14 protein-coding genes are annotated in these 17317 nt (G+C 64.9%); all 14 read right to left on the bottom strand.

The window, feature by feature from the left end; all coding sequences use genetic code 11:
• Nucleotides 1-2: 2 nt before the first annotated feature.
• The 14 genes from RAD15_RS12540 to RAD15_RS12605 all read right to left on the bottom strand — a co-directional run bounded on the left by RAD15_RS12540 (nucleotide 3) and on the right by RAD15_RS12605 (nucleotide 17305).
• A complete protein-coding gene (locus RAD15_RS12540; protein WP_458177748.1) occupies nucleotides 3-1391 on the bottom strand; it encodes a surface carbohydrate biosynthesis protein in 1389 nt (462 codons plus the stop codon).
• A 25-nt stretch (nucleotides 1392-1416) separates the two neighbouring features.
• On the bottom strand, nucleotides 1417-2343 hold the full coding sequence (locus tag RAD15_RS12545) for a hypothetical protein (protein WP_458177750.1): 927 nt from the start codon (nucleotides 2341-2343) through the stop codon (nucleotides 1417-1419).
• Nucleotides 2344-2406: 63 nt separating this feature from the next.
• The gene (locus RAD15_RS12550) at nucleotides 2407-3942 is read right to left on the bottom strand and encodes a lipopolysaccharide biosynthesis protein (protein WP_458177752.1); all 1536 of its coding nucleotides are present in this window, start codon (nucleotides 3940-3942) and stop codon (nucleotides 2407-2409) included.
• A gap of 13 nt (nucleotides 3943-3955) precedes the next feature.
• On the bottom strand, nucleotides 3956-4777 hold the full coding sequence (locus RAD15_RS12555) for an SDR family oxidoreductase (protein ID WP_458177754.1): 822 nt from the start codon (nucleotides 4775-4777) through the stop codon (nucleotides 3956-3958).
• A 12-nt stretch (nucleotides 4778-4789) separates the two neighbouring features.
• Nucleotides 4790-5491: an acylneuraminate cytidylyltransferase family protein gene (locus RAD15_RS12560; protein WP_458177756.1), complete on the bottom strand. Its 702-nt coding sequence runs from the start codon at nucleotides 5489-5491 to the stop codon at nucleotides 4790-4792.
• Nucleotides 5488-6396: a Gfo/Idh/MocA family protein gene (locus RAD15_RS12565; protein ID WP_458177758.1), complete on the bottom strand. Its 909-nt coding sequence runs from the start codon at nucleotides 6394-6396 to the stop codon at nucleotides 5488-5490. Before RAD15_RS12565 ends, RAD15_RS12560 begins: the two co-directional genes overlap by 4 nt.
• Nucleotides 6393-7442, bottom strand: coding sequence for a nucleotidyltransferase family protein (locus RAD15_RS12570; protein WP_458177760.1), 1050 nt, complete (start codon nucleotides 7440-7442; stop codon nucleotides 6393-6395). Before RAD15_RS12570 ends, RAD15_RS12565 begins: the two co-directional genes overlap by 4 nt.
• A 189-nt stretch (nucleotides 7443-7631) precedes the next feature.
• Nucleotides 7632-8699, bottom strand: coding sequence for an N-acetylneuraminate synthase (gene neuB / locus RAD15_RS12575; protein WP_458177762.1), 1068 nt, complete (start codon nucleotides 8697-8699; stop codon nucleotides 7632-7634).
• Nucleotides 8696-9874, bottom strand: coding sequence for a UDP-N-acetylglucosamine 2-epimerase (gene neuC, locus RAD15_RS12580; protein ID WP_458177764.1), 1179 nt, complete (start codon nucleotides 9872-9874; stop codon nucleotides 8696-8698). Before neuC ends, neuB begins: the two co-directional genes overlap by 4 nt.
• Nucleotides 9867-11051: a LegC family aminotransferase gene (locus RAD15_RS12585; protein ID WP_458177766.1), complete on the bottom strand. Its 1185-nt coding sequence runs from the start codon at nucleotides 11049-11051 to the stop codon at nucleotides 9867-9869. Before RAD15_RS12585 ends, neuC begins: the two co-directional genes overlap by 8 nt.
• A 19-nt stretch (nucleotides 11052-11070) precedes the next feature.
• On the bottom strand, nucleotides 11071-12090 hold the full coding sequence (locus RAD15_RS12590) for an NAD-dependent 4,6-dehydratase LegB (protein WP_458177768.1): 1020 nt from the start codon (nucleotides 12088-12090) through the stop codon (nucleotides 11071-11073).
• Nucleotides 12091-12224: 134 nt separating this feature from the next.
• The gene (locus tag RAD15_RS12595; RefSeq protein ID WP_458177770.1) at nucleotides 12225-13427 is read right to left on the bottom strand and encodes an HAD-IIIA family hydrolase; all 1203 of its coding nucleotides are present in this window, start codon (nucleotides 13425-13427) and stop codon (nucleotides 12225-12227) included.
• Nucleotides 13428-13550: 123 nt separating this feature from the next.
• The gene (locus RAD15_RS12600; RefSeq protein ID WP_458177772.1) at nucleotides 13551-16016 is read right to left on the bottom strand and encodes a hypothetical protein; all 2466 of its coding nucleotides are present in this window, start codon (nucleotides 16014-16016) and stop codon (nucleotides 13551-13553) included.
• A gap of 449 nt (nucleotides 16017-16465) precedes the next feature.
• Nucleotides 16466-17305, bottom strand: coding sequence for an SDR family oxidoreductase (locus RAD15_RS12605; RefSeq protein WP_458177774.1), 840 nt, complete (start codon nucleotides 17303-17305; stop codon nucleotides 16466-16468).
• Between the last annotated feature and the right edge of the window lie 12 nt (nucleotides 17306-17317).

Consider the following 17317-nt stretch of genomic DNA (forward strand, 5'->3'; position numbering starts at 1 on the left):
TTCTATCGGATGTGTTCGATCGCGATGCTCGCGAGCGGCAGGCCCGTCGTCGCGCAATGCGCGCGTCGTGCCTTGAATTGCGACGGGCCCGCGTGATCATGAGCTGCGATCCGCTGGAGCAGGGTCCCGACGAAGGTCGGCTCGATCCGCTTGTCGCGCCGAGCGGGATTGAACTGGCTGCGCAGCCGCTCGGTGGCGGCCGAGCCGAGCGCGGCGCTCGCGGCGCCCTTGACGACCTGGCCGAGGCTTGGCCTGGCGCGCGTGCCCTTCACGATCGCAAGCAGCGAGACGTAAGGCCGGCGCGAAGTCGTCGCACGGGTCAGGACATCGGCGACCCGTTCGGCGGCCTGTCCGTCGTTGAGATGGAAGAATGCCTCGATATCGGCGGCGTGAACGCGTGCGAAATCGAACGCCTCGGTCTCGCGCTCGATATGATCGATCGCGCCGAGCAGCTCGTCGAACGAGGCCACCGGGCGGCTCACGCGCGCGGGCAGCGCGGCATGGCCTGCGGTGGTCGGCGTGTTCAGATATTCGAGCTGGAGCGGCAGCTTTCCGAGCAGGACCGACTCGACTGCCGTTCCGCAGTTGAGATGAACGACTGCGGCGGCATTGCGGATGCGGTCGAGCACGCTGCCGGTGCCGTCGATCAGGACGTTGGCGTGGCGCGAGAGCGCGTTGCGATAGACGTCCTCGCTCTCGAAGGGATGCGGACGCACGAGGATGTTGCGGTCGGGCCGCGCCGCGGCGAGCCGGTCGATCTCGGCGAGATAGTTCGTGAAGACCTGCTTCAGGTCCACGATGAAGCGATCGACATAAGCGCCATCCCAGCCGGCCCGCACCATCGCCTCACGCTCGCCGCCCGGCTTGCCGGTGAAGCGCGAATTGACCAGCGGGAAGTTGGCGTTGACGAGCAGATAGCCGCGCGGCTCGCCGTCGAGCAGCGCGCGCCAGCGGGGGGCCGCAAAGTCGAAGCGCGGACATCCGGTGAGATGCAGCTGCTCCGGCTTCATGGTTCCTGCCGCCTGGAAGGCGTCGTGCAGCCGATTGCCCCAGAAGAAATATCCCGCCAGGATGTCGGCGTAGCCGCTGGCCTTGATGTGCGCGGCCATCGCCGGCGGTGAATTGCCGCCCTTTTCCGCGAGCACGCCGCCTTCGGTGTCGAGCACGTACAGAGAAAGGCCCGCCCGGGCGAAGCTGCGCATCAGGTCGAGATTGACGGGACGTGCGTAGTTGACGACCAGCGCATCGAGCCCGAGCCGCGGGACATCGACGGCCTGCTCGTACATCGGCACCAGCGCGACAGAAACGCCGCGCCGGGCGAGTTGGTAACCGAGCATGACTGCCCCCGGCAGGTCACGCTTGGGGTGATCGACCACCAGGCCTATGCGCAAAGATTCAGCTCCCGGCAAGTCCGCGTCAGAGCCGCATCACGGCGCGCTCGAGGTCCGTCAGAGCGCTCGCTGCGCGGAAGCGCGCCGGAGGTTCGGGATAGATGCGCGGCTGCTGGATATAGGTTGCCGTGTACAGCAGGCGACTATGATCCGACAGGATCCGGCTCCCCATATGCAGGCAGCGGGCGGTGTTGACGATGAAGGCCGACAGGCGGGGCGCGATCATTTCCTTGACCGCGTCGGGACCGGTCTTGGCGAACACCTGCGCATCGCTCATGTGGCTCTTGAGCGTGTTGCGGAACGGCTTCGACGGCCCGGCCGGAATGAAGGTGAACGGACCGTCGGCGGTGTTCTGCACATCGGTCAGATAGATGAAGAGCTTGCAGACGCGCTTGTCGTCGTGATCGAGATGCCACAGCTGCGAATAGCTCAGCGCCTTGTTCGGAGTCGGTTGCGACAACGTCAGCAGCACGTCCGACAATTGCGGCAGGTCGTGCATGAAGTCGCCGATGATCCGCAGGGCGGCCGGTTGCAGGGCGTAACGCACGAAGGGATGGTCGGTCGCAAAGGCGCCGTTGACGAGGTCCTCGTCCAGCAGACTGACCCAGAAGGACTTGTGACCGAGCTGCTGGTTGCCGGAGAGCTCGTTCAGCCGGCTCACCTTGTTGTCCGCAACCGCGGCGACGGCTTGCGCGAGGCCGCGGTCCATCAGCGCGGATACATCGACGTAGCCGTCCCGGTCGAGCTGTCGGCTTGCCTCGCTCCATTCCGCTTTCGAGGGAAGCCGATCGAGCAGACCGACGCGCCTCGCCCGGGCGCCCGGCTGCAGAGTTGTCAGGGCCGCCTTGGTCACCCAGCCGAGATCCGTCCGGTTGATGTGCCACAGGAGGCGACGAAACTGGTTGATCTTCTGCTTCTTCGGTGTCTTCACGCCGGCATCGATGGTCGTCATATGGGGTTGCCCGATCGCAGGAAAGCAGGCCTCTTTAACCTCAAGGCACCCCCTTTTGCCACCCTAAAGTGTCGCCGGGGAGATACCCTTTCGGCCGAAATAGGTCCGTCCGAGAGAGCCAATCAGGCCGCGCTGCGCCTCGCTCAAGACCAGAAAATATTGGGCTGCCCATGTGGCGGCGCAAAACGCGACCATCAGCCCCGCCAAGGTGACGATTCCCGGATCGGGCGTGAAATACAGGATGGCGGCGAGCGGAAGTGCTGCGATCACGAGGATCGCCCAATGGGCCAGGATGGCAAACCAGAACCGCTTCGAGTCCATCTGGAGTTCCCTGACGAAGATCATGAGCTGCCAGGGTACGATCGCCGCAGTTCCAATGGTCTGTCCGAGAATGAAGGCTCGTTCGGCGAGGAGATGGACGGCCGCAAGGGTGACCGCCGCCCAGATCACCAGATGAATCATCATCAGCATGTTCAACTGTCGCTGAACCTTGGTGCGCGTCATGAACAGCGTGTTGCCGAAGGTCACGTATTGAAAGCACATCGTGACCACGAACATCCAGCCCATCCAGTGGGCGTAAGGAACGATCTGTGGTCCGATCCAGATATGCATGATCGCGGGTGACATTACCGCGGCCGCGACAAGGGGCGGTACGGTCACGATCGGCAACATCATGATGCCGGCTTCGCCAAACTGGTTGAATTGCCGGTGGCTGTTGCGCTGGTCGAGCCGGCTGACCACAGGGAGCATCGCCGAGATCAGCAGGCTCGCGACCACTTTGGCAAGCCGCGGAATTCTCACCAGCGTATCATAGATGCCGACACTCTGCGGACCGATATAGGTGCCGATCAGGAATGGCTGGATCGGCGCGATGATGCCGCCGATCAACTTCCCCTGCATCACCAGGATGCAGCGTGTCATCACCTCGCGGCTGACTGCTGCCACAGGCACCGACAGCTTGATCCGCGTGCGACTGAGAGCCGCGATCGAGGCGCCGAGCAGGATCAGCGCGCGCAGCAGGACGCTGGCCAGGAAATAGTAGGTCACGACCTCGTACGGTTGCCCGGATCGTGCGGCGTAGATGGTGGCGCCGACGTAGAGCAAGGTCGTCAGGAACTCGCAAAGCCGGAGCAGCCCGTAACGCTCGAAGCCCTTGACGATGCCTTCCCACACCAGCGCCGGGAACAGCAGGAGATTGCTCGCCGCCGTCGCGAGCAGCATGTTGGTGAAGCTCGCGGCGTGGGCCGGTTCGACCTTGAATTGGGCGACGATCAGCGGGACCGCCAACCACATCGCAAGGCTCAGCACGATACCCAGCAGCAAGGAGACCGCGGTCAACAACAGGATCTGACTGCCGGCCAGACGCCAGTCGCGGTGCTCCCTTGCGCGCGCCACCACCTGCGTGGTCACTTCCGGCAGGCCAAAATCGATGACACCGATCAGGCCGGAGGGCAGGAAAAGTCGGGTGAGAACGATCAGTCCGAATTCGGCTACGCCCCAGGTGCGGATAATGATCGGAATGACGATGACGCCAAGGATCGCAACAAGTCCGAAGACGATCGCCGATACGACGGTATTCTGGACAAGGCGCTTCAGCATGGCATGGCCCGGTTCACCACGCGCTCAAGCCGCCGTCGACGGCAATGTTCTGGCCGGTCACGTAGGACGCAGCATCCGACACCAGATATAGCATCGTCCCCACCATCTCGTCCGCACGGGCCATGCGGCCGAGCGGAATACGGGCGCCGTAGCGCTGCTTGAAGGTTTCGTTCTGTCCGCTCTCGACGCCACCAGGGGTGAGCGTGTTGACGCGAACGCCTTTCGCCGCCCAGTAGGTCGCAAGGTGTTTGGTCAGGCCGATGACGCCGGCCTTGGACGCGGTGTAGACCGCTGGCGTGTTGATGGCGCGGCCGAGATATTCGGAGCCTTCGTAGATGCGCTGGTCGGGTGCCATCAGGCCGTAGATCGAGGCGGTCTGCACGATGGCGCCGTAGCCGCGCTCGGCCATTCGGCCGCCGAACACCTGCGCGACGTTGAACATGCCGTCGAGATTGACCGCCATGATCTCGCGCCACGTCTCCTGGGAGAATGTCTCGACCGGAGCGAAGAAGGCGTCGATGTCGCGGGTCTTGCTGGCGGCGTTGTTGAGCAGGATCGAGACCGGTCCGAGGTCGGCCTCGATCGCATCGGCGGTGCTGCGGACGGAGTCCGATACCGTGATGTCGCAGCCATAGCCCCTGGCACGGACGGCGTGGCGTGAGGTCACGTCGGCTGCCGCCGCATCGGTCGCGGCCTGATCGAGATCGACGATCGCCACGTTGGCGCCGAACTCGGCGAGGCCCTCGACAAAGCGGCGTCCGAGGATGCCGCATCCGCCGGTGACGACGGCCGTACGGCCGGTCAGATCGAACAGAGCCTTGAAGTTCGTGGTCATCGCTTGGGCTCCTCAGGCCGGCAGTCGCTGGCGCAGCAACAATTCCACCAACGCAAAATCGAGATCGGAGTCGATGTCGATCGAGCGCTCTTCCGGCATCTCGAACAGGCGCGTGTTGGGATAGAAGACCGCCGGCTGCTCCAGGAACGACGCCACGCGCCAGACATAGATCGATGCGTTCATGTCGAAGCAGCGCGGCGCGTCCTGCCGGCGCGTGATGGGAGGATCGGCGGATTTGGAGAGGCCAACGCTGCCATCGGTGCGTTGCTCCACCAGGTTGAAATAGGGTGAGCGGCGCGCCGGGGCTCCGGTAATGACGTTGCGGGCGCCGCTCTCGCGCAGCAGTGCCACCGCACCGGTGATGTCGGAGGCCAGCCTGAGCGGCGAGGTGACGTCGAGATCGACGAAGATCTCGGGCGTCTTGCCGGTTTGCGCGATGGCCCGCTCGAGGCAATGGCGGATCGCCGGCAGCTTCGGCGCGGTATCGGTCGCCATCTCGTCCGGACGCCTGACCGCGATGTCGGCTCCGGCCTTCAGTGCCGCATCGAGCAGGGCGTCGGAATCGCTGCTGAAGGCGATCGCATCGAACAGCCCGGTCTCGCGCGCCTGCGCGATGCTCCACGCGAGCACGGGCTTGCCCAGGAGATCGCGCGCATTCTTGCCGACGACCCCTTTCGAGCCGCCCCGTGCGCAGATGGTGCAGAGCAGACTCATGGCGATATCCAGGTCTTGGTGCGCAGAGCGCGCTCGCTGGCATCGATCAGATGCACGACGCCGAGCGCCTCGGGCAGCGAGCAGGCCGGGCTCGCGCCACGCATTGCCGCAACATGCATGTCGCGATAGCTCTGGTCGCGCTCGCTGGGGATCTCCGTCGCCTTGCCGTTGACCATGAGGCGGCTGCCGACGAGATCGGCCTCGATGGTGTCGTCGTCGACATTGACGCGAATGCGGCGGATGCCCTGACGGTCGAGATAGTCCATGTGGACGTGGACCGACGGCGCCCGCTGCATGTCGAGCAGCAGGTCGAGATGGTCGTCGACGTCGATGTCGCGCGCGCCGGACGCGCCGCCGAGCGCTGCGACGCGGTGCCACGGCCCGAACAGCCACAGGAGATAATCCAGTTCGTGGCTGAGATCGCGCAGCACGCCGCCTCCGGCGTCAGCCGTGGAAGATGCGGTCGCACGGTGATCGCGGCCGGGCCGCCAGTCCCTGATGTCCTGGCCGACATAGGCGGCGACCGTGATCACGTCGCGGCCACTCAACCTTTCGGCAAGCGCGGTCATGACCGGGTGGAAGCGCAGATTGTACCCGACGCTGACATGGGCAAACGGATATTTCGGGGGCGCTGCCGGTGCTGCGAAAAGCGGCTTTTCGACAAGGACGTTGCCGCGGAAGCCGGCCTGCGCGAGCTCATTCAGATTGTCCGCGTGGCGCGCAGTCTCGGTGGCGATCACCACGTAGTCGGGATGCGCGCCCGCGACGGCCTGCTCGATCGTGCCGTAGTCGCCGCCTTCGCGGCGGCTGACGGTCGCGACCTCCAGGCCAAGCTCATGCAGGACGCGCGCGTGCCTCGTGCCGATCGAGCCGAGGCCAACCACGACGGCTTTTGTCGATGTCACGGGAAGACCTCGTGAAACTCCGCATGCGCCTGCTCGAAATCCTCGAGGCGGCCGATGTCGAGCCAGTATTCGCGGATCGGATAGACCGCGACGCGTCCCCTGCCGGCGATCACGCGCTCCAGGACGGTCGGCATATCGATCGGGACGCCGGGCGCGACATGGCGGAAGACGGAACTGCCGATCACATAGATGCCGGCACTGACGAACCAGCTCTCGGTCGGCTTCTCGCGGATGGCATCGAGAAACCCGTCCGATGTGGAAACCACGCCATACGGGACGTGCACCTTGTGCTCGCGCACGGCCATCGTCGCTTCCGCCGGCGTTCCGTTGTGGAAGTCGAGAAGAGCCCCGTAGTTGATCGTGGTGAGGATGTCGCCGTTGGTGACGATCATCGGCAGATCCGGCGGCGTCGGGAATAGCCCGAGCGCGCCTGCGGTTCCCAGGCGTTCCGTTTCGTGCACGTACTGGATGTTGGCGCCGAAGGCGGTGCCGTCGGCAAAGTAGTCCTTGATCGTCTCGGCCTTGTAGTTGACCGAGATGAAGATGTTGCCAAACCCCTGCTGCACGACGTTGCGGACGATCGTCTCGAGCAGCGGTCGGCCGCCGACATTGAGCATCGGCTTCGGCACCTCGCGCGTCAGCGGGCCCAGGCGTTCGCCGAGGCCGCCCGCCATGATCAGGACCGGATTCGGATAGTGGCGCGGTTCGAGCAATTCATCGAGTGTCTCCACCACGACCAGATGGCCGCCCTGGTCGACAAGCGGGAGCTGCTTGATCGACTTCTGCCGCATCAGCTGCAGGCGGTCCTCGCGCGGCAGCGTGGCAGGAGCCGACACCGGCGCGCGGTTCATGATGTCGGTCGCAAGTCCTGTGAGAGGGACGCCGCGCAGCAGGCCGCGCCTCACGTCACCATCGGTGACCACGCCGAGCAGGCGATTGCGGTCGTCGAGCACGAGCGCGATCTGAATGCTTCCGCTCTCGATGGCGGCAATGGCCTCGCCCACGGTCGCCTGCGTTCCAACGACGGCCTTACGCCAGGATTTCATGGCAATCTGCCTCGTATACGCCAGATATTGGGGGCGGCCCACGACTGAGCCTGCTATATCGCGGCTGCGAGAGGCGGCGTCAACCCCAACAGCGTTTCCACGGGCAGCCCGTTAACCTCAGCTTCCAGCGGCCCGAATCGCCGGTTTGATGACCCTCGGTCGTGCCGTTAAGGTTGTCCCGCGCAGGGGCTAGAGCGGATCGTCCGGCTCGAGCGCGCGCGGCGCTGCCGTTCCGATCAACGACCAATAGTCGATCGGCGGCCGGCCCGCGCCGGGCCGCTTGGTGGTGATGTCGGCCGGGCCGATGGTCTCGCCGGCCTTCAGCGCGCGCGCTGCCACGATGCTCTTGCGCGCGACCGGCACGTTCCTGATCTCGGACTCTTTCGGCGCTTTCACGCCATCGCCGAGCGCACGCTCCACGTTGCGGATTGCCGCTACCATTTGCTTGAAGTCGTCCGGCTCCAGCGAGGCTGCGTGGTCGGGGCCGGTGGCGCTGCGGTCGAGCGTCAGGTGTTTTTCGATCGTCGTCGCGCCGAGCGCGACCGCCGCCACCGAAACCTCGAAGCCGTCAGTGTGATCGGAATAGCCGACCGGAAGCTGGAACGCTGCGCGCATGGTCGCCATCGCGGCAAGGTTCACGTCCGCGATGGGGCAGGGATATTCTGTCGTGCAATGCAGCAGGCTGACATGCCGCGCGAGCGCCGTGCGCGCCGCCGGATCGCGCCAGGCCGCGCGGAAGGAGGCGATGCCGGGCGGATCGTTGTGCTGGCCATAGCCATGAGCCAGTACGCCGAGCGCCTCCTCGATCTCTCCCAGCGTCGCCATGCCGGTCGAGAGGATCAGCATCGTGCCGGCTTTGGCGGCCGCATGCAGCAGCGGCGCGTTGGTGAGGTCGCCCGATCCGATCTTGATGCGCGGCAGTTTCAGCGACAGCAGGAAGGCGAGCGAGGCGTCGTCGAACGGTGTCGAGAGGAACTCGATGCCGCGCTCCTTGGCGCGCGCGATCAGCGTGTGATGCGCGGCTTGCGGCAATTCAAGCCGTTGCAGCATGGCAAGCTGGCTTTCGGCGACATCCGTCGTGCGTCGCTGGTAGTCGGCCTTTTTCGCCGCGCCGCCCGCGACCGCCTTTGCGTCGAACGTCTGGAACTTGACGATGTCGGCACCGGCGTCGGCGGCCGCATCGACGAGCGCCAGCGCCTTCTCAAGGCTGCCGTCGTGATTGACGCCGGCTTCCGCGATGATCAGCGTGTGTGTCATGGCCGCGCTCCACTTGCCGGAAGGTCGTAAAAGCCCTTCGCCAGAAGCTGCCTGAAATCCGGGATGCCGGCGACGATGTCGGCAAACCGCCGGCTGGATTCGCCGTCGCCGTAAGGATTGACGGTGGCTTGACGGCCGCGCTGGAGCGCCTGCGAGATCGCGGCGCCAATCGCCTCGCGCTCGGGTGCTGCGTGAAATACCGAGGCCGCGCGCTCGCGTCCTTTTTGCCGGTCACCGATATCGACGGTGGGAACGCCGAAGGATGGTGCTTCGAGCACGCCGCTCGAGGAATTGCCGATCACCGCGTCCACATGGCTCATCAGGCTGAGATAGCGGAGCTGTCCGAGCGAGGCGACCGCGATGGTGTTCGGCCGGCCTGCCGCGAAAGCCTCGATCCGGGTGTTCAGCGCGCGGCCCTCGGCATCGGCGTTGGCGAGCGTGAACACGAAACGAAAGGCGGGATCGAGCGCCGACAGGGCCGCGAACAATTCGTCCAGCTCGGCCACCGACCGCCCGGCTTCGACCGTGACGGGGTGGAATGTGATGAGCGCATTGCGTTCGCCGAGCGGCATTCCGATCGCGCGACCGATGCTGTCGCGGTCCATCAGATCGAGATGCCTGATCGCGTCGATGCCGACCGAGCCGATGGTGTGAATGCGCGAGGGATGCTCGCCGAGCTGGGTCAGCCGCTGCGTCGAGCCCGGATTGCTGGTGAAGTGCAGATGCGACATCTTGCTGATGGCGTGGCGAATGGACTCGTCGACCGCGCCTTCGGTAACGTCGCCGCCGAACAGGTGCGCCATCGGCAACCGCATGAACATCGCGGCCTGCGCGGCCGCAAACATCTCGAAGCGGTCGCCGAGCACGACCACGAGATCCGGCTGGAGCCTCGTGAATGCATCGGCAAAGCCGATCACGCCGAGCCCGACCGATTTCGCGACGCCGGCGCCGGTGTCGCTGCTGAGCAGCGTCTCGACGCGCTCGTCGACCTCAAAACCCTCGTCGCGGATGGCGTTGAAAGTGTAGCCGAACTCCGGTGCGAGATGCATGCCGGTTACGATGAGCTGCAGCGTCAAGCCCGATGTCTCGCGGATGGCGCGCATCGGCCAGACCAGGAGCCCGAAATCGGCGCGGCTGCCGGTGACGAAGCAGACTTTTCGCGTGACGCTACTCATCGCGGACCCTGATGCTGGCGCTGCTGGGCAGGTTGATCAGACGGCGTTCGATGGATTCGGCGATTGAAAGATCGCCGCGCGGGCTTTGCGCGAACATCGGCAGCTTGTGCATCAAGGTCCAGGCCGGCCGCGCGCCAAAACCAGCGTCGTTGAGCGCGGCGAGCAGGTCGTCGCGCCTGTTGGCATGGGCTTCGTCGAGCAGGATTGCATTCAGCCAGTAATTGCTGGTGGTGTCCTTCGGTTCGCGCGAGAAGTGGACGCCGGGAATATCCGCGAAGGTGCGCTCATAGGCCGCCGCGAGCCTGCGCTTGCTCGCCAGGAACCCGTCGAGCTGCTCGAGCTGGGCGCAGCCGAGCGCGGCGTTCAGGTTCGGCAGGCGGTAGTTGAAGCCGACCTCGTCGTGGATGAAGGCCCATTTGTGCGGCAGTTTTGCCGTGGTCGTGAGGTGCTTGGCGCGGCGCCCCAACTCCTCGTCATTGGTCAGGATGGCGCCGCCGCCGCCCGTGGTGACGATCTTGTTGCCGTTGAAGCTGAGGGCTGCGAGGCGGGCCTGCGATCCGACCGCGTGACCCTTGTAGGTCGATCCCAGCGATTCCGCGGCATCCTCCACCAGCGCGATGTTCCAGTCGCGGGCGATCGCGGCAATCTCGTCGAGCTCGACCGGGTGGCCGAAAGTGTGCATCGGGGTAATCGCCGCGATGCGGCGGCCGGTCTCGCGGTTGATGGTGCCGGCTGCAGTCTTCTGCGCGATCGCATCGAGCCGCAGCGCAAGCGCGCGCGCATCCATGCCGAGTGTCTCGAGCGAGCTGTCGACAAAGTGCGGCGTCGCGCCGCAATAGGCGATCGCGTTCGTCGTCGCGATGAAGGTCAGGGCCGGCGAGATGACCTCGTCGCCGGGCTCGACACCGGCGAGCCGGAAGCAGGCATGCAGCGCGGCCGTGCCATTGACGACGGCCACCGCGCGTTTGGCGCCGGTGATCTCCTCCAGCATGCGCTCGAACCGGTCGACGAACGGGCCGACCGAGGAGACGAAGGTGCTTTTGATGCACTCTTCGAGATAGGCCACCTCGTTGCCGGCAAACACCGGCTCGTGCAGGCCGAGGATTCCGTTGGGCGTTCCCACCGCGCGCCGCACGGCATCGACGATCGTCTTTGGCTCGAAGTCTGACCTGGTCACGGGACTGTCCACCATCGCCTCAGACATTGTAGACGTCAGCCTTGTAGCGGCTGAGGTTTGCGGGGTTGGTGAACCAGTTGACCGTCTCGACCATGCCGCGGCGCATGCCGTCGACACCGCCGAATTCGGGGCTCCAGCCGAGCTGCTGGCGTGCCTTGGAATTGTCGGCCCAGAGCCGCTCGACCTCGCTGTTGGCAGGACGCAGGCGCGCCTCGTCGGTCTCGATTTCGATGGCCGTGCCCATGACGTCGGCGATCATCTGCGCGGTCGCGCCGACCGAGATCTCAAAGCCGCTGCCGAGATTGATGGTCTGGCCGACGACCTGTTCCGCAGGCGCCGTGAGACCCGCGATCAGGCCGCGCGCGGTGTCGGTGACGAACGAGAAATCGCGCGTCGGGCTGACGGCGCCGAGGCGGATCTTTCGCTTGCCCGTCGCGATCTGGCTGATGATCGTCGGGATCACCGCGCGCGCCGATTGCCGCGGGCCGAAGGTGTTGAAGGGGCGGATCACCACGACGGGCATGTCGAACGAAGCCTGGAACGACAGCGCCATCTGATCGGAGGCGATCTTCGAGGCCGAGTAGGGGGACTGCCCGACCAGCGGATGGCTCTCCTTGATCGGAACGGTCTGCGCCGTGCCGTAGACCTCGCTGGTCGAGGTTTGAACGAAGCGGCGCACGCCGGCCATGCGGGCGGCCTGAAGCACGTTCACGGTGCCGCGCACATTGGTTTCGACATAGGAATCGGGCGCGACATAGGAGAACGGGATCGCGATCAGCGCCGCCAGATGCAGCACGTCGGTGCAGCCGTTCGCGGCCGCGATCATGAAATGCGGATCGCGGATGTCGCCGGCGACCACCTCGACGGACTTCATGATGTCGGCCGGAACCGTATCCAGCCAGCCCCAGGAATTGAAGGAGTTGTAGTAGACGACCGCCTTGACGCGGGCGCCGGCTTTCACCAGTTCCTCGACGACGTGCGAACCGATGAAGCCGTCGCTGCCGGTAACGAGGACGCGGGCGTCCCTCAGATCTGCCATGCCGGACCCCAAAAGGCGATTAAGCCAGTATTCGCAACAAGATGGCGCTATAGCACACTGGCGGTCGCGCGCAACAGAGCAGCGCTTTGAACCCGCCAAATGCCCGGGGATGCAGCGGTTTTTGCGACGCGCGCCTAGCTCGTGCCGGCCGGGTTCAGGCGCTGTCTCACGAACGTCTCGAGATTGCCGCCCTCGAACAAATGGCCGGGGAGGCCGGCAGCCTGCGCGGCCTCGATGTCGCTTGGCTTGTCGCCGATCACCATGCTGCGCGTCATGTCGACCGGGAAGCGCTGCGCGAGATCGGTGATCATGCCTGGTGCCGGCTTGCGCCGGTCGCTGGTGCGGCAATAGCGCGCGACCGTCCCCTCGGGATGATCGGGGCAATATTCGAAGGCGTCGATATGCGCGCCGACCACCGCCATCTGGTCTGCCATCCAGCGGTGCAGGGTGACGACGTGCTGTTCCTCGTAATAGCCGCGCGCGATGCCGGATTGGTTGGTGATGACGAAGGCGAAGTAGCCGGCGTCGTTGACGGCCTTCACGGCCTCGCGTGCGCCCTCGATCCATTCGAGCTTGTGCGTCTCGAACGTGTAGCCGGAATCGTGGTTGAGCACGCCGTCGCGATCGAAGAACACGGCCGGCCGCCGCAGCTTCTCCCGCAATTCGCGATCGGCGCGCGCGAAATCATCGGGAATGCCGATGTCGATGAAGTAGCCGCGATAGGCCGTGCCGCGCAGTTCGCCCGCCTCGACAAGGCCGGGGAAGACGTCCTGCTCGAGCGAGGCGGGAAGCTTCGCGATGTCGGCGAGAACGGACCTGTCGACGACGTAGATCCCGGCATTGACCGGTCCCGTGGCACCTGCACCCGGGGCGATGAAGTCACGCACGACATCACCGTCGAGCACGACGCGCCCGTAGCGGTCGCCGACGACGCCGTCGCGCAGCGCCATGTGAACGCGGCCGCCATTCGCGCGCGCGATCAGGTCGAGCAGGTTGAAGTCGAACAGCGAATCGCCGTTGAGCAGCAGGAACCGTTCGTGCAGCAGGTCGCGCGCATGCACGAGGGCGCCGCCGGTGCCGAGCGGCTCGGTCTCGCGCGACACGACGATTCTCGCCTGCCCCCTGGCCGCCGCGGTATAGTGCGTCTCGACGATCTCCGCCTTGTGGCCCGCAAGCAGGAGAATTTCGTCGAACACACCATAGCGTACGAGTTCGTCGATCAGGGTGTCGAGAAACGGCCGCCCGCCGATATCGAGCATGGGCTTGGGGACCAGCTTGGTGCGCTCACCCAGCCGTGTCCCCAATCCACCGACGAGAATGACGGCCTGTCTCAACATGGAGAAGTCATTATGCGACATCGATCAACTGTCGGTGAAAAGCAAAGGTCATCCCAAATGTTCATACCGCGCCACTGATCTCCGCGCCAGACGCGGTTTCGCCGTGATGGAGAATGCGGAAGGTCAGCGCTCGCATGGAATGAGAACGACCACGGTCTGCTGGTTTGCAAACAGCGTCCGGAACGGCCCTGAGCGAAGCGAGTTGACGAGCCCGGAATCGAGCGATTCCGTCGGCGGGAAATAGCTGAGCCGCTGATCGGCACCGAGACGAATCCATTCGATCGTACGGGGATTGATCACTGCAACGAGCCGCCAGGCATCTTCGCCGGTTCCCAGCATGTTCCGGATCGTATTTTGATCCGCGTCTTCCGGCCCATCCGGGCCTTGCGGAGCCTCCGAGGTGCGGACAGGCCGCAAAATTCCTCCCAGAGCGTCGATCCTGCCCATCTGAAAATACGCCTCCCGATTGATATGCTGCACGACCGGCCGGATGGTGGCGCAGGCCTCGGCAAGCCGCCGCGCTCCGTCACCTGGGTCGACCATCGCGGAGACGACGATGCGCATCCGCTTGGCGACGGCCTCGTTCACGGTATCCAGATTCGAGAACAGGTAGGCAGCCGGCGCGCCCGTCAGGGACTGGATCAGCCCGAGCGTGTAGGGATCGGACAGCAGGATGCCATTTTTCAGATTGCCATGCAGCCAGCGCGCCGCGTCGAGGTCGCTCGCATTGTAGTGCGTGATGGCCGTAGCTCCGCTCGGGAGAGCTCCGTAGCTGTAACTCTTCGACATTCCGGCCAGTCCGGCGCGGTCGAGGGCGACGCCCAACCCGACGATGGTCGCAAGCGCGCAAGTATGAATCCATCTCGACCGGATGAACGTGACCGGCACGAGTGTCACGAGGAGAACCGTTCCCGCGATTTCGGTCGGCCGGAGGAAGTCCTGGTAAGGCGCGAACGGCAGGTCGCGCGGCCAGGTGAAAGTATAGACCGCCAGCACGAGGCCAACAGCGAGCAGAGCAACGGTGATTGCCGCAGAAGCTCGCCGCCGTAAGGGAGCGGGAGTGGGGTCAACCAGCAACTGGCAGAACGCTTCGGTCGCGGTGACCGTGAGCAGAGCCAGGACGATCATGGTGGTTCGGTACAGGAACGGAAAGCCTGACAGCACGGCGACGGCGAGGCCGCAGCCGATTGTCCACGACCACAGCAGCTTCGACACGTGCTCGGCCCGAGCAGGGTCGGACGCGGTGTCCGACGGCGCGGTGGAGCGATCGATCCACCACCAGGCCATGGCCATCGCGATGCAGACGGCAAATAGCGGGCCGATGGCCCGGCCCAGCTCGATCACTGCGACTTCCGGGCCGGCGCCGAGGAACAGTTCGTCGCCGCTTTCAATCGTTCGTCCCAGCATCAGCCTGGTGACGTGGGAGAACATCACGTTGGCGTCCGCCGACGGCAGATAGCCGAGGCGCATCGCCAGGACGCAGGCGACGATTCCGCCGATCATCAATGGCAGTACGACGGACAGGGCGCGTAGGAGGCCGAGACTCCGCGCGGGCCGGCGTGACGTCTCGTGCAGGATGAGCAGATAACCCAGCCAGGCGGCAAGCACGACCGGGACGAACAGATAGGAGCCGCGGTGCGCCAGCAGCAGCGACGCGGGCCATACGCAACCGAGGAAAAGGACCGCTTCCTGCCGATTGACCTTGCCTAGAAACCTGAGCAGGAACAGTCCGCTTGCCAGGAGCGCGAGCAACTGCGCATTGTTGTTGAGCACGAAGGCAATCAGAAGCGAGGCCGCGGCACTCAGGATCAGCAACGCGACCGAGTTCGCCCCGAGATCTTCTTTCACTTCTCGCCCAGACTTGCCGAGAAGGACACCGAGAAAGACCACGCTCCCGGCGATCGCCAGGCTGCCATTGGTCAGGAGCCCGACACCGTTGCCGGCCGCGGCGAAGAAGAAGGCGATCCATTTCCGCGGTGATTCGGAATAGACGCCTTCAGCGAAGGCGTAGAAGGCCAGAAGATAGAACAGGATCGAGACGTAGCGATAGGTCCATCCGAACTGCAGGAGGTCGAGGCCCAAGGTGCCGGCCAATGCTCCCGCCAGCGCCGAGCGAAGGTCGACGTAGGATTGCGACGCGTAAGGATTGACGACACCGCTGTCGGCGTATTCCTGCGCCGTCTTCATCCAATGAACGTCGGCGCCGATATCCGAGAAAGGGAATTGGGAAAACGCGCCGAATGTCCACCACCACGTCATGAGCGCGATGGGCAGCGACAGCAGGCACCACAGCGCGATCTGGCGCGCGTCGCCCTTGCGCGGGCGCCAGACCGGCCAGGTCCATGCCAGTCCGAAGGCGGACAGCGCAATCATGATTGCCAGATGAAGCCGGATGTCGCCAATCAGAACGGAGCAGAGCCCGAGAAGAATGCCTACGGCGGATGCGCCGATCGCATAGCCCAGGATCACGAACTGGACCCTCGTCAGCCGGATCGTCTTGATCAACGCCAGCGGCGCTATCGCCAGGATTGAGAGGCCGGTGCCAAGCTGAATCAGGAAGAATACGAACGTCAAAAGCAATGTACTCATCCACATCGCAACATCTCTAATATTCTTCCGGCTGAGCCAGGCAGATGCATGAGACAGGCCTGCTTCGGCACGACGAATGGCCGCCGGTCACTTGGGAGGGCGCCGCGTTGCGCCGGTCTTTCAAGAGGACGCGGCGCGGTTCCATTCACAGTTGAGTCCACATCCAGCCGAGCGCCAACATCCGTTGAATTGTGCAGGATTCCCAGCTCGCTGGCGAGAACATCCGAGCGCAATCTTCGCTATTCGCCGAAGAGTCCGGTCTGGTTGTTGCTTTCCCGCGGGATTTCGCCGCATGCCGCGCGAATTGCAGATTGGCGAAGCCGCCGCAAGGAACTATCCGGCGTGCTGCGCGACGACGAGATCCTCACGTCCGCGCCGATTTCTCGACGGGGTGGGGGAAGCCTCCATCGGGCCGGATGGCTGGGATCACCAGGGTCGAACTGGTACGGCTACCATACGCTTCTTCCTCCATCCATGACGAGATTCTGTCCGGTCATGTAGCTCGAGGCATCCGAGCAGAGGAACTGCACCGCCGAGCGGTATTCGTCGACATCGGCCATGCGGCCCATCGGGATCAGGCGGGTCAGTCGTTCGACGAAAGCGGGATCCTGGTTGTTGAAGACGCCGCCCGGTGAGATCGCGTTGACGCGCACGCCGTGATCGGCCCAGTACGTCGCCAGGTATTTCGTCAACCCGATGAGACCGTGCTTGATCACGGAGTACGTCACTGGCTTGACCGGCTGTTCTTCTTCGCGTGTCACATGCGGCTGGCGATAGAGCCGCTGGTCCGGTGCGATCACCCCCAGGTCGGAGGCGATGTTCAGGATGACGCCGCGGCCCCGCCTGGCCATCTCGCCGCCGAACACCTGTGCGCACAGCATCGCGCCGGTCAGGCCGACTGCGATTTCGGTCTGCCACTGCGGCACCGGGAACGCCTCGAAGCGCGAGGAGTGCATGACGCCGGGCGCGGAGGTCACCTTGGGATCGATCGCCGCGTTGTTGACCAGGATGTCGACGGTGACGCCGCGGCTGGCAAGCTGCTCGTTTGCGGCACGCACCGAGTCGAGCGAGGTGACGTTGATCTCCAGCGCCATCAGATCGGCTGTAGGCGCGACCTGTTTCAGCGCCGCGACGGCGGCCTCGGCCTGTGTCAAGCCGACGTCGGTGACGACCACGCGCGCGCCGGCCTCTGTGAGCGCCGCGACGTGTTGCTTGCCCAGGAGACCGCCGGCACCGGTCACAAGTGCGGTCCGTCCGGTCAGGTCGTAGCGGGAGGAGGGGTTTGCCATCGAAGGCTCCTG

It is taken from the genome of Bradyrhizobium sp. 14AA (genome assembly GCF_054185205.1).